At 45.3% G+C, this 13,651-nt stretch carries 9 protein-coding genes and 1 pseudogene; 5 read left to right on the top strand and 5 right to left on the bottom strand.

Features of this window, described 5'->3' with window-relative positions:
• Positions 1–7: 7 nt before the first annotated feature.
• Together QUF19_RS20420 and QUF19_RS20425 are read right to left on the bottom strand one after the other, a co-directional pair.
• Positions 8–1,039, bottom strand: coding sequence for an IS630 family transposase (locus QUF19_RS20420; RefSeq protein ID WP_270000015.1), 1,032 nt, complete (start codon positions 1,037–1,039; stop codon positions 8–10).
• Between the two features lie 59 nt (positions 1,040–1,098).
• Positions 1,099–1,377 (bottom strand): annotated as a pseudogene (locus QUF19_RS20425) (sensor histidine kinase); the annotation flags it as partial.
• Positions 1,378–1,543: 166 nt separating this feature from the next.
• On the opposite strand from QUF19_RS20425, the gene pdxH reads away from it, so the two are divergent.
• A complete protein-coding gene (gene pdxH, locus QUF19_RS20430) occupies positions 1,544–2,179 on the top strand; it encodes a pyridoxamine 5'-phosphate oxidase (protein ID WP_004732548.1) in 636 nt (211 codons plus the stop codon).
• 82 nt (positions 2,180–2,261) lie between these two features.
• Here the strand turns inward: pdxH and QUF19_RS20435 are convergent, their stop codons facing one another.
• The 3 genes from QUF19_RS20435 to QUF19_RS20445 form a co-directional block, all read right to left on the bottom strand.
• Positions 2,262–3,044, bottom strand: coding sequence for a helix-turn-helix transcriptional regulator (locus tag QUF19_RS20435; RefSeq protein ID WP_434784931.1), 783 nt, complete (start codon positions 3,042–3,044; stop codon positions 2,262–2,264).
• Positions 3,045–3,420: 376 nt separating this feature from the next.
• Complete coding sequence (locus QUF19_RS20440) at positions 3,421–5,250, bottom strand: SUMF1/EgtB/PvdO family nonheme iron enzyme (protein WP_286302806.1); 1,830 nt, start codon at positions 5,248–5,250, stop codon at positions 3,421–3,423.
• A 199-nt stretch (positions 5,251–5,449) separates the two neighbouring features.
• The gene (locus QUF19_RS20445) at positions 5,450–6,553 is read right to left on the bottom strand and encodes a PEGA domain-containing protein (RefSeq protein WP_286302808.1); all 1,104 of its coding nucleotides are present in this window, start codon (positions 6,551–6,553) and stop codon (positions 5,450–5,452) included.
• A gap of 494 nt (positions 6,554–7,047) precedes the next feature.
• Here QUF19_RS20445 and QUF19_RS20450 point away from each other — a divergent pair, with 494 nt between their 5' ends.
• From QUF19_RS20450 to putP, 4 genes are all read left to right on the top strand, one after another.
• Complete coding sequence (locus QUF19_RS20450) at positions 7,048–7,872, top strand: helix-turn-helix domain-containing protein (RefSeq protein ID WP_102434497.1); 825 nt, start codon at positions 7,048–7,050, stop codon at positions 7,870–7,872.
• Positions 7,873–8,053: 181 nt separating this feature from the next.
• Complete coding sequence (gene putA, locus QUF19_RS20455) at positions 8,054–11,191, top strand: bifunctional proline dehydrogenase/L-glutamate gamma-semialdehyde dehydrogenase PutA (RefSeq protein WP_286302810.1); 3,138 nt, start codon at positions 8,054–8,056, stop codon at positions 11,189–11,191.
• Between the two features lie 11 nt (positions 11,192–11,202).
• A complete protein-coding gene (locus tag QUF19_RS20460) occupies positions 11,203–11,907 on the top strand; it encodes a 1-pyrroline-5-carboxylate dehydrogenase (RefSeq protein WP_286302813.1) in 705 nt (234 codons plus the stop codon).
• Positions 11,908–12,076: 169 nt separating this feature from the next.
• Entirely contained in the window at positions 12,077–13,567 is a 1,491-nt protein-coding gene (putP, locus tag QUF19_RS20465) for a sodium/proline symporter PutP (protein WP_286303277.1), read from the top strand.
• The last annotated feature ends 84 nt before the right edge of the window (positions 13,568–13,651 follow it).

Genomic DNA, 13,651 nt, shown 5'->3' on the forward strand with positions numbered 1-13,651 from the left:
TACCGAATCAACTTGAAGATGCAGGCTTGAGAATCTGAAAATTATCATTAATTCGAGATGTCAAAGAGCCTGCGATCTCTGGAAGAGTCACTGCAAAAAATTGGTCTATTGCCTCCTTGAAGTCCCGTTTTCTTTTGAAGTAAACGTTGTTCCTCGACTTCTCATTCATTACTTTCCATAGCCGCTCTATTGGGTTGAGGTTTGGGCTGTAAGGTGGAAGATAATGCAGTTCAATATTCAGGACAAACGCCGCATCTTTGACTAAGTCACTGCGGTGATACCCCGCACCATCTAAGATGATATGAAGCTTATGGGTTAACGGATAACTCTCTCTTAACTTACAGAAAAAGCGAACAATCGTTTCACTGTTAATGTTCTCATAGTCGTGAACAATGGTTGCACCGATATCCGATAGGTTCAGTGCGCCAATAATGTTCAATCGGCTACGATTACCCGTTGTTTCAATCACTTTATCCTGACCAGTTCGTATCCAGCCACGAGATATTTTTGTTGATAGTGTTGGGTGAACTGCATCAATAAAGACTATCGATTCATCCTCGCCACAGCTTGCCTTTAGCGCTTCATAAGCCTCGATGAAAGCTTGTTGTTTTGCTTCATCAAATTTGTGTGGAACGCCTTTCGGCTGCTTGTAGCTAAAACCATTGTGGTGAAGCCATTTGTTCATACCAGAAACCGTGTAATCAAGTCCAAATGTCTCTTTAACGTAGGCGACAATTTGATGCGTGTGAGAATAGGTTTTCTCAGTCAAATGCTCGATTAGGTGCATGGTTTGAGTTGCAGAAAGCTTGCTTTGGCTTCCGCCATTTTCAGGCTTAAGTTTTTCAGAGAAAACATAATCACTGAGATGACGAGCAACAGTCGATTCGTGAATACGAAGAGCTTGTGAAATCATAGTCTGACTCCAGCCTTCAGAAGCCAGCAAAACAGCCTTAATACGGTCGCAGACCCGACTATCACGTTCAATGTCGTGCATTTGTTCGAGTTGTAGTTTCTGCTGAGGAGTCAGTGTAATTTTCATGGTTCGTAGCATGATCCTGATTTTAAAGAAAATCAAGCACCTTCAATGATCACGGGTATATTGAGTTCCATGGTCGTGATTTTGCTTGCTTGAGCATTCTCATCAAAATAAGAGAGCAAGCGTGGATCGTGGCTAAGTAAGTCAGGAATTTGTTTGAATTTTTCGAGTTCAGAATCGATTTGCAGGTTGGCCTTGTTGGCCGCTTCATTCAACTGCTGCGCGACGATTTTTTCTTGGTACTGCACGGCCACAAAGTGGGTTGCACTCAGCCCTGCTATGCCTAACAACAATGAGAATAAAACAAAGGGTGTTAGAAGGTTAGGCCGTTTTTTAGTCACTGGTATCTCAGCTTATGATCCGTTTATATATAGACTATCAATATGATAGTTTGAGTACCGAGATCTTGTTAACACCGAACGCTTTCTGTAAGACAAAACCACGGCTTAGACTTGTGTTTCAAAGGATTACAGCGCAGAATCACAAAAAATTAAAAGGAGCAACGAAATGGAACTGACAGATATTCGTCGTGAATACGCTAAGGGTGGACTGAGACGTAAAGACTTAGCCGCAGACCCTATTGAGCAATTCAATCTATGGTTAGAGCAAGCCATCGAAGCTAAGATGACTGATCCTACTGCCATGACAGTTGCCACGGTTGATGAAAATGGTCAGCCATTCCAACGAATTGTTTTGCTGAAGAATGTTGATAAAGACGGTTTCGTTTTTTACACCAACTTGGGTAGCCGTAAAGCGCACCAACTTGAGCACAACAGTAAGATCAGCCTGCATTTTCCTTGGCATCCTCTTGAACGACAAGTTCATATTACGGGTACCGCTGAAAAGCTGACCGCGATGGAAAACATGAAGTACTTCTCATCTCGCCCGAAAGAGAGCCAGTTGGCTGCCATCGCGAGTAAGCAAAGTAGCCGTATCTCTGCGCGTGGGATCTTGGAAGGTAAGTATTTAGAGCTTAAACAGAAGTTCGCTAAGGGAGAGATCCCGGTGCCTTCTTTCTGGGGTGGCTTCCGAGTACGTGTTGATAGCATTGAGTTTTGGCAAGGTGGTGAACACCGTCTGCATGACCGCTTCTTGTTCTCACGCCAAGACAACAGCTGGGATATCGATCGCCTAGCGCCATAGTTCGAACCTGTTGTACCAATCAAAAGATACCGTTGATTTTGTGTTTATTCACATCAACGGTATTTTTTTGTCTCATTTTTACTTAGTCACTGTGCAGAACAACCGAGATCTGTTTTTTGAGCAGGGTTTCTGGGATCACTGAACCTAGCCCTGAATCCAACGCAAACTCAATCAACTGACTTTTACTGCGAGCATCGAACTTCTGCTTCAATCTCGCGACGTGGCCTTCGACGGTCTTGATTGAGATATTTAACGTCAGTGCGATGTATTGGGGTTTCTTACCGAACAGTAATAAGAACAGTACTTCTGATTCTCGTGCCGTCAGCTTCTTTTGCAGCTTAGAGACTCGCGGTTTTGAGCCCGCTATCGATGCCTGATTTCCTTTCTCACACGTCGCCTGACACACCCAATGACCAACCTCTAAGATGGCCGTATCAGTGAGCTCTTGACCATAGAAGATCGTGCCTTGGACATTGTTATTGTCATCAAGCCAAGGGGTCTTGGTAAAGATATGTGCGTGCCAACGCCCGTCTGGATAAGGATGAATATCGAGGATCTTTAGCGTGCAGCGCGTGTCCATCACATGTTTGTCTTGAGCCCTAAAGTCTTGCGCACATTCGGTTGTTTGGCTCGGCATATCGAAATCGGTTAAGCCTGTACAACTTTCACCTGGCATCAATCCGATCAATTGGTTGTAAGCGAGATTGGCGTAGACAAAAACGGACTCAGTATCTTTACAGCCCCAGCAGCCTGGAAGTTGTTCAAATAAAGAGCGATGTATGGAGTTGAGAGGTTCTGACAAGGTTTTATCTCGTAAGCTGCGACACAATGATGATATCAGTTTCTTATTGAGCTGCAATGCCAATTCGGAGCTGATCAACGAGGGCGTTGGAGAGGCTGAACAGCTATTAAACGGATCGTTGATTAAGTGTCTGCCTTGAGGGGAATAGCTGAACGGAAGGGAGGATAAATAGGCAAAAAAAAGCCAGCCTGAAGAAGGGCTGGCTAAAGACAAGATATGCCTTGTCGACATGTAGAAGATTTTCAGGTCAATTCGCGAGGGTCGTGCAAATTAACCTGAGGCATCAGTTAGATACCCAGAGTGACTTACTACTCTATCGATGAATCTACTCCTAGGAGTGCTTATGCATAAGGGGGGAATTCCCCTATAAACGCCGCTCAATGTGAGAATTGAGAACCTAGAGTAAATATTTTAAAACCTTGAGTAAGTAATCGAGCGCTTATAGCTCTCGTACTACTCGGAATCCTAGGTAATTGGCTGCGGTTGAAGGCGCGACATACAATTCATTAAAGACCTTAGCTTCTTCAGGTGAGAAGCTCCACGCTCCGCCTTTTGCTATACCTTTCTGAGTGGTTGTCCATTCCCATACGTTGCCAACCATGTCGTAGAAGCCCGTTGGCGTTGGTAAGAACGACTTAACCGGTGAAGTGCTGACGTTTGACCAAGGTGTGCCAGCCCAGCCTGTATTTGCTTTGCCAGACTTAAATTCGTTGCCCCACCAGAAGTTGGTATCTTGGCCTGCTCTTGCTGCCGCTTCCCACTCTTGTGGTGTTGGTAGACGATAAGTGAAGCCGGTGTTTTTAGACAACCAACGCGTATAAGCTTTGGCATCATTCTGGCTAACACAAACAACGGGAGAATCGTCCTGTTGTTTAAAGCCTGGGTTTTGCCAATGCTTGTCTGATACTGAGGTTATTTCTGCGTTTGTAAAGGTGTCGCAGGTATTCATTAACTCTGCGTCTGTCTCGTAGCCAGTACTTTCTGCAAACGCTTTAAAGTCTCGTACTCGTATTGGTGTCGCTGCAAGAGCGAAAGGCTTCTTAATGGTGACTTGCTGTGCGTTGTTTTCACCTAACAAGTAACGACCTGAACCAACCACGATCATTTCTGGGCTTTGAGCGTTGGCTTTCATTGGGTCAGCGAACTTGGTGCCAACACTCAATGAGTTTTGTTTCGCTCGCAGAACCGCTCTGAGGTTGTGATCGCGAGCGATTTTCAATTCTTGATGGAAAGAAAGGTAGCCTTCTTTCTCGATAGTGATCATGTGCTGACCAGTAGGTAACATCACCTCAACGGGTGTGCTGCCATATTTCACGCCGTTGATAGAAACCTTGTCGTTGTACTGGTTTGAACGAACCACCAAGTTAACCCAAGCGACTTCTTTTTGCTGATCGTTGGCTTGTTGCTCGCTTTGCGTGAAACAGTTAGATGATTGAATACCCAGCAGACGGCAAGGTGTGTTCTTGTCTGGGCGAGTTTCTAGATTCGCTGCAATTACCGCTCGGTAACGGTTATCTTCGGAGAAGCCTGAGGATTTCACTTTGTGTTGCAAGACATGAATATTCAATGAAGCAGACGCTAGGTGCTCTTTCACGGCTTTCGATTCAGTCGCGTTGTCTACGAGGCTATGTTGGAATTGCTTTACGGCTTTTTGAAGTGCCAAGGTTACGGTTTGGTCTGAACACTGCGCCAGTGTCATGTCGCTGCTACAACGATTGGTAAAGCTGACTGTTTGCTCTTGTGTTTGAGTGATCTCGTTTCTTAGTCGCTCGGCTCTTGCTCTTAGCTTGTCTTGATTGAGATTTGCGATTGAAGCTTCTGCTGCCGTTTTCTCTGCTTGAATAGCCTCGAGTTCCATCACCAAGCCTTGCTGTTTCTGTTCAGAATCAGACATCGCAAGCTTGTTCTCTTTTACGGTTTTCCAAGCCCCTTGGAAAGCGTTTTGAGCGAGTGAAATATCAAAGTCAGGTTCATCAATCATACGAGCGTAATCTTGCTCTAGGTTTGCTTTCGCTTTTGCTAGGTCTTGTTCTGCTTTAGCGGTCAGCTTTGCTACACGCGCAGATTGCTGTGCATGGTTATCGACTTGATTTTGTTTGTCTGCGAGCTTTTTCTCGACAGCCGTTAAGTCGGCATGCTTTTCGAAAAGCGAGCTTTCAATGTCGGTGACCGATGACGTGATCGCTGGTGGTGTTGCTTCAGCGAAAACAGCCGGTGTTATTAAGCAGGGAGCAAGTGCAAATAGTAGAGCTGGAAAACCTTGGCGCATGATGGGCTACTTCAATCGTAATTTAGGTTAATCAAATATTCTAAACGAAAACGCCATTTCGTCTGAAGCTACTGTTTATAAAGATCATACAGTTTATAACTATCAACAAAATGGCGAGTATTCATTCAGCTTTGTGAAACAGGCACGGCTATTTCAATCTCAACGGGCTTAGCTGTTTATATCGGATTTAATACCCGACTTAGCTTTGCTTACTAGGAAGAAGCTTAACCCAGATGGTATCGCTACCATTGATGGTGACAGAGCGGTTGTAAGATTCGTAACCCTGTTTTGAAATGGTTACTTGGTGACGTCCGCTTGGTAGTGCAACCTCAATTGGTGTGCTGCCATACTTGATGCCGTTGATGGTGACTGAATCATTGTACTGATCAGAACGAACGGTCACATTTGCCCACTGCTTGTCATTTTTCTTAACGACAGCGGCTTGGCTGCCTGTTAAACAGTAACGCGTAGACACGTTCAACAAGTTACAAGCGGCAATGGCTTCAGGTTTCGCTTGAAGCTGAGCTTGTATCTGCATGAAGTATGCGTTGTTGCCAGAGAAACCACTCTTGATTGCTTGGCTGTCTTGAACATGAATGTTCAGTTGAACACCCTGCAAGTTTTGCTTCGCGAGTGTGCTTTCTGTGAGCTGCTCAAGTAATTGGCTCTTGAACGTTTGAACGGCTTTTTGGTTCGTTAGGTGTTTACCTTGAGATGTACATTCACCGAGTGTCATTGTTGATGCACAAGTCGTGGTGTAGCTGGTTTCAAGAACCGCACTTTCACGAAGTTCTGTTGCGATACGCTTAACGCGAGCTTCAACCTTTGATTCTCTCAAGTTAGCCAGCTCATTATTAAGACGCGCTTGCTTTTGCTTGATTTGAGAAAGGTGAATTTCACCCTCGTTCATCGCTTGTTGGTTATCTAGCTGAGACGATTGATTCTCTTTAACGGCCGCCCAAGCATCTTGGTAGCTTTTCTGGAAAGAGGCCAAATCAGTTTCTGGATCTTCAAGTAAGCGACTGTACTGTTTGTCGAGTACAGACTTAGCTCTGTTACGTTTTGCCTTAAGTTCTTCACCTTCGCGCAACAACTTACTATTTTTATTTTGTAGTTGTTTTAGGTTTTCAGTCGCCGATACTTTGGTTGCTGAAATACGCTCAATATCTGAGTTTTTCTCTGTTAGCTTTGCATCGATAGCTGAAACGGGATCGACTTGATTCAGTTCTTCAGCGGATACCGATGCAGATACCCAAAGTGGGGATAGCGCAAGTAAAAGCGCTGAAATTCGAAAGTTAGTCATAGGTCCCTGCAACTTGTAGATTGAAAATTGGCTCGTTAATAAAGTGTCTACTTCCTAGTTGTGAGTCACTAGTTATTAGCAATTAACACAGTACCCGTCTTTATACCGTTTTATTGCTATCCAATCTACTCAAAAGCCAAGTTTCGGTACTTCGGATACACTTTTTGCAGGTTTATCGCCAATTATTTGAGCTATATAAGAAAATTTATTCATTATGCTGAGGCGACAAAGTATTTATTGGGGACATGGTTTTACTTGTTGGTGTGCCTGCTTGTATGAGGTGCTTGTAAGCCCCTAAACTCACCGGAACGATTGGTTTTACAATGGCCGTAGTTTGTACACTCTTGATCATCTTTCCGGAGGCATGATCAAGAGGATCGTAACGATGATCATGCATCTAAGGTCGGAAATAGCTCTGATGATCATTTACAAATTCATCTTATGAAGATTTCAGAGTATTATTCTTAGTATGTCGACCTGAATATTTTGCTGTCATGCCAAAACCTTTACCTTTTCCAAATCTAGATTTGTCCCCGCTAGGCCTTACTGGCCCTCGCCCCGCAGAGATCATTACACTGCCATCGCATATGGATTGTCATGAACACCACTATTCTCAGGTGGTGATAGGTTTAAAAGGTCAGGCGGAATTTGAAGTCAGTGGTAAAGGCAATCTGGTTGGGCCCGGACAGGGTTGTGTGGTTACCGCTAGCTCTGATCATGCTTTCGGTGGAGTCGTCGGTCAGTCGGATATCTTGGTGCTTAATATGCCAATGCCGAGCGATGATGACCCTTTGATGTTAGAGAAGATAAACCAACTGGCATCATCCAACATCTATTTTCAATTAGATGCGCAAATTCAAAAACTTATTCACATGTTGGTGCAAGAGATGCAGGCGAGCCCTGATGATTTGTTATTGAGCCGCGCGTGCAATGACACGGTGGTTGCGCTGTTACAGAGACACATCTCGGCATTTGAAACCTCGATTAAAGACTCTCGTTTTGATCTAGAAGCGTTGGATCGCTATATCGAGCAACATTTAGCAAACAAAATCTCTGTGGCGCAATTGGCGGGCAGTGTGTTCTTGGGTGAAAGCCAGTTCCACATGCTCTTCAAAGATCAAATGGGCATTACCCCACACCAATATGTTTTAGGTAAGCGTATCGACCGCTCTCGACGCCTTATTGAGCAAGGGAATCTTAGCCTTGGTCAGGTCGCTGAACTGGCTGGTTTCTCCGGTCAATCTTCCTTTACTCACACCTTTTCTCGCCTTCAAGGCATGTCACCATCTCAATACAAAAAGCAAATTTCTGTTAAATAAAAAAACAAAACGGCATATTATATTAAAGTTTCATATGTGACCTTGTGTTTGTTTTGTTAATAAAGCGAGTTTTTAGCAAAAAACTCGGAGTTTTTGACAAGTAATCCTTATATACTCTAAATACACTGCAGCCATTGTAGAGATCCCGAACTCTTTTCGGGTGTGAGATTAAGGAAAACGCATGTTTACAGCTACTGATGTGTTAAAGCCAGAATTCAACGAGCAGTCGCTTGATGATCTTTGGACGCTTATCTCACCATTATATATGGTGGATGAAACCCAATGGCTAGAGCAACTTCTGCCGCTAGCTACCCCTTCTGAGTCTGAAAAGCAGCAAATTGCAGACAAAACGACGTCGTTGATTGAGTCTATCCGTGCGGATAAAACATCCATTCAGATGATCGACGCCTTGTTGCTTGAATACAGTTTAGATACTCAAGAAGGCATCTTGCTAATGTGTCTGGCGGAAGCCTTGATGCGTATTCCTGATTCGGCAACGGCTGATGCACTGATTCGCGACAAACTTAGCGTTGCGGATTGGAAATCTCACCTGAAGAATTCTGACTCAGTTTTTGTTAACGCATCAACTTGGGGCCTAATGCTAACAGGCAAGGTGGTTGGACTTTCATCTAACGAGCAGAGTGCAGGTCAAGCAGTAAACCGTTTAGTGAACAAGCTTTCTGAGCCGGTGATTCGTAAAGCGATGCACCAAGCGATGAAGGTAATGGGTCACCAATTCGTTCTTGGCCGCAGCATTGCTGAAGCGCAAAAGAACGGTAAGTCTATGCGTGACAAAGGTTTTACCTACTCATACGACATGCTAGGTGAAGCGGCACTGACCACTGCAGACGCAAACAAATACTTCAAAGATTACCTCATGGCGATTGAAGCCGTAGGTCGAGACACCTATGTCTCTTCAAAATCGAGCCCAGCTCCATCTGTATCTATCAAGCTTTCTGCGCTTCATCCACGTTACGAAGTAGCGAATGAAGAACGTGTATTGACGGAACTTTGCGACACGCTAGAGCAGCTATTGCGCCGAGCAGTAGAGCTCGATGTTGCAATTACGATTGATGCTGAAGAAGCGGATCGCCTAGAGCTTTCTCTTAAATTATTCGAAAAACTGTACCGCACTGACCTTGTAAAAGGTTGGGGTAAATTTGGTCTGGTTATTCAAGCTTACTCAAAGCGTGCACTACCGGTTCTAGTATGGCTAAACCGCTTAGCGAAAGAGCAGGGTGATTTAATCCCGCTTCGTTTAGTGAAAGGCGCTTACTGGGATAGTGAAATCAAATGGTCACAACAAGCTGGCTTTACTGATTATCCCGTTTACACGCGTAAAGAAGCGACAGACGTAGCTTACCTTGCATGTGCGCGTTACCTACTGAGCCCAAGTGTTCGTGGCAATATCTTCCCGCAGTTTGCGAGCCACAATGCTCACACGGTTTCTGCTATCGCAGTGATGACTGAGCACAAAGACTTTGAATTCCAACGCTTACACGGCATGGGTGATTCTCTTTACAACCATGCGATGGAAGCTTACCAACAGTCGGTACGTATCTACGCACCGGTTGGCAGCCATAAAGACCTACTGCCATACCTAGTACGTCGCTTGCTAGAAAACGGTGCAAACAGCTCGTTTGTACACCGTCTTGTGGATGCGCGTTGCCCTGTGGCAGAGCTGACTCAACACCCTGTCGATATGCTTCTGGCATTCGATACATTGCACAACACCAAGATTCCATTGCCACCGGCCGTATTCCCTGAGCGTAAAAACTCCTACGGTGTGAACATTGATATCGAGAGTGAAGCGCATCAGTTTGAAGCACAGGTAAAAACATTCCTTAACAATCAATGGACTGCTGGCCCTGTGATCAACGGTGAATCTCTTGCCGAAAGCATGATCAAGGCTGATCAGAACGTTGAGCAAGTAACCGCACCTTACGATCGTCGTATTAATGTGGGTCAGGTGGCTTTCGCTAACCTTGATCATGTTTCCGCAGCGATCACTGGCGCAGACGCGGCATTCGTTGATTGGAACGCGACTTCGGTTGAAACCAAAGCGGCTGCACTTGATAAGCTGGCTGACCTGATGGAAGACAACCTGGCTGAGCTGGTGGCGATTTGTCATCAAGAAGCGGGTAAGACAATTCACGATAGTGTTGATGAAGTACGTGAAGCGGTCGACTTCTGTCGTTACTACGCAAAGCAAGCTGACAACCTACAAGGTTTCGAACTAAAAGGTTTTGACGGCCAAACACGAATCGCTTCTCGACAAGGTCGTGGTGTGTTCGTTTGTATCAGCCCTTGGAACTTCCCTCTCGCCATCTTCCTTGGCCAAATTACAGCGGCACTAGTGGCGGGTAACACGGTTGTGGCGAAGCCTGCCGAGCAAACAAGCTTGATTGCAGCTCGCGCAGTTGAACTGATGAATGAAGCAGGCTTCCCTGCTGGCACGATTCAGTTACTACCAGGTCGCGGTGCTGAGATCGGTAGCGCACTTACAAGCCATGATGCGATTGCTGGCGTTGCCTTTACGGGTTCAACACCAACAGCGCAACGTATCAACGTGTCACTGGCAAGTCGCAATGCTAAACCTGTTCCGTTTATCGCGGAAACAGGTGGTCAGAACGCAATGATCGTCGACAGTACCGCACTGCCTGAACAAGTGGTTCGTGATGTGATTCGTTCTGCGTTTGCTTCTGCAGGCCAACGTTGTTCTGCACTGCGTGTGCTTTACATCCAAGAAGATATTGCAGACCGCGTGGTTGGATTGATTCACGGTGCAATGGACGAGCTGAGTGTTGGTATCCCACATCTTCATAAAACGGATGTTGGTCCTGTTATCGATCAAAATGCGAAACAGAAGTTGTTGGCTCACTTAGAAAACATGACCAATACCCAGAAGAAAGTAGCTCAACTTTCTTTAGGTTCTGATTGTGAACATGGTGACTTTGTTCCACCAAGTGCATTTGAAATCGATGACATCAGCTGTTTGAAAGAAGAACAGTTTGGCCCTGTGCTGCACATCGTTCGCTTCAAAGCGAGTGAGTTAACGCAAGTGGTAGAGCAAATTAACCAAACGGGCTTTGGCTTAACCATGGGTATTCACAGCCGTAACGAGACAACTTACCGTTGGATCGAAAAGCACGTGCGCGTGGGTAACTGCTACATCAACCGTGACCAAGTAGGCGCTGTTGTTGGTGTTCAACCATTTGGCGGTCAAGGTTTGTCGGGTACAGGCCCTAAAGCGGGTGGTCCTCACTACCTATATCGCTTTACTGATGTTCATTTTTCTCAATCACAAGACAAGGCATAAGGAGCAGTATCATGGTTCATCAAGTGACAGGTTTTTCTGATGCTTTGTTAGCGTGGGAACAATGGAATCTTACCGACTTTGATCATAAGAGTGCTCAGGTACTTTCATTTAAATCAGAGATCGAGAGTCAATCTAAGCCTTTGGCGGCGGTGGCGACTTATCATCTAGAGCAAGCGTCTGCGCTGCTTTCTGAACATCATCTAATGGCTGGTCCTACGGGCGAAACCAATGAGCTGTATGCCGCTGGTCGCGGTGTGGCTTTGGTGATTGTTGATGATTGCGAAGAGAAAGTGCCTGCACTGCAAACCGCAATGGCGATGATTACTGCTGCGCTATTGGCTGGTAACAGCGTTCAGTTGTGCAGTGATGATGTGCAGTTCAACACATTAATTGCAGATGCCGCGAAACAAGCGAATCTGCCAACGAACTTGGTACAAGTTGCCTCGTATGACGCTGCTCAACAGCTGCTGTCTTGCGATGTACGAAGTGCAGGTTACGTCGGTAATTCACAAACGGCTCAAGCTATCAATTTACAACTTGCTAAGCGTGACGGTGCAATCGTCGGTTTAGTAGCTGAAACGGATCTGACCGCAATGAATGTTGCTAATGATCCACACCTATCGCTGCGCTTCATTACCGAGCGTACGCGAACTATAAATATAACAGCCGTGGGCGGTAACGCGACCTTGCTCGAACTTGGAAGCGAAGCTCACTAACCTTCAGTAAATCTGGCTCTAAAGACTTTTGGTTTTTTCCATTTTGGGAGTTATCCATTGGTATTTGGAGCCATAATCCCTAATTCAATGTATTCGCTTACCTTTACGGTGAGTGCATTGCATCGAATTAGGCATGGAAGGCTTTCTACAAAATGAGGACTATCAAATGATAGAAAACAGTTTTGCAATAACGACGACGTTCATTGCGTATCTAATTATGATGCTAGCGATCGGTGTTATTGCTTACAAACGTACATCTAACTCAACTGACTACTTCCTAGGTGGTCGTTCGTTAGGTCCATGGCCTGCTGCACTTTCTGCTGGTGCATCAGACATGAGTGGTTGGTTGCTACTTGGCTTACCAGGTTACGCTTACGCTGCTGGCTTTGAAGCATTCTGGCTTGCTGGTGGCCTACTTGTGGGTACTTGGGCAAACTGGTTAATTAGTGCTAAACGTCTACGTACTTACAGTATTACGACTGAATCACTGACGCTGCCGGAGTTCTTATCTCGCCGCTTCAATGATAACTCTAAGCTGATTCAAACAATTTCTGCTTTCTTTATCCTTTTATTCTTCCTTTTCTACACAAGTTCAGGCTTGGTAGCAGGTGGTAAATTGTTTGAAACAGTATTCGGCCTAGATTACACAACAGCGGTAATCATCGGTACTGTATGTGTGGTTTCTTACACCTTGTTTGGTGGCTTCCTAGCGGTATCTTGGACGGATTTGGTTCAAGGTCTACTGATGTCTGCAGCACTATTGATTGTACCAATTGCTGCAATGGACGGTGGCCTAGGTCAGCTTTCTAGCGACCTACACAACATCAACCCAGAGCTATTAACGCTATGGAATGATGCGAAGGGTGAGCCTCTTTCTGCAATCGCGATCATCTCGCTAGCGGCATGGGGTCTAGGTTACTTCGGTCAACCACACATCTTGGCTCGTTTTAAAGCAACTCGTTCAAACAAAGATCTTGTGACAGCACGCCGCATTGCGGTTATCTGGACTGCTCTTTCTATGATTGGTGCAATGCTAGTGGGTCTTGTTGGTCTAATTTACGTGACTAACTCTGGCGCACCTAAGCTAGACGATGGCGAGAAGATCTTCATGCTTCTTGTTAACGCGATGTTCCACCCAGTAATCGCAGGTATCCTACTTGCTGCAATCCTAGCGGCAATCATGAGTACTGCGGATTCACAACTTCTTGTTTCTTCATCTGCAATGGCAGAAGATCTGTACAAGCAAGTTCTGAAGAAAGACGCAACGTCAGAAGAGATTGTTCGTGTGGGTCGCTTTGCGGTAATCCTAATCTCTCTTATCGCGCTATTCTTAGCGATGACACCAGACAGCTCAGTACTTGGCCTTGTATCTTACGCATGGGCTGGTTTTGGTGCTGCATTTGGTCCAGCTATCGTGTTGAGCCTTTACTGGTCTCGTATGAACCGTAACGGCGCTCTAGCGGGTATCGTGGTTGGTGGTGTTACGATTGTACTTTGGAAGCAGTTCACGGGCGGTTGGTTCGATGTGTACGAAATCGTACCAGGAATCATCTTATCGACTCTTTCTATCGTTATCGTGAGCCTAATTACGGGTGAGCCAGAAGACGAAGTGAAGAAGCAACACGCTGAATTCGAGAAGAATCTGGTAGAACTAGACTAGTTTTATTGTCATTCGTCTAGGTGAAAAACTAGGCGAATTTACATTGTAAAACTCTGATGAATTAGCAAAGAACATCAGTAAAAA

This window comes from Vibrio sp. FE10, assembly GCF_030297155.1.
Lineage (GTDB): Bacteria > Pseudomonadota > Gammaproteobacteria > Enterobacterales > Vibrionaceae > Vibrio > Vibrio apostichopi.

Bases quoted from the DNA above. Each gene is read 5' to 3' on its own strand.
- QUF19_RS20420 (WP_270000015.1), bottom strand. From the start codon at position 1,039: ATGAAAATTACACTGACTCCTCAGCAGAAACTACAACTCGAACAAATG.
- pdxH (WP_004732548.1), top strand. From the start codon at position 1,544: ATGGAACTGACAGATATTCGTCGTGAATACGCTAAGGGTGGACTGAGA.
- QUF19_RS20440 (WP_286302806.1), bottom strand. From the start codon at position 5,250: ATGCGCCAAGGTTTTCCAGCTCTACTATTTGCACTTGCTCCCTGCTTA.
- QUF19_RS20445 (WP_286302808.1), bottom strand. From the start codon at position 6,553: ATGACTAACTTTCGAATTTCAGCGCTTTTACTTGCGCTATCCCCACTT.
- QUF19_RS20450 (WP_102434497.1), top strand. From the start codon at position 7,048: ATGCCAAAACCTTTACCTTTTCCAAATCTAGATTTGTCCCCGCTAGGC.
- putA (WP_286302810.1), top strand. From the start codon at position 8,054: ATGTTTACAGCTACTGATGTGTTAAAGCCAGAATTCAACGAGCAGTCG.
- QUF19_RS20460 (WP_286302813.1), top strand. From the start codon at position 11,203: ATGGTTCATCAAGTGACAGGTTTTTCTGATGCTTTGTTAGCGTGGGAA.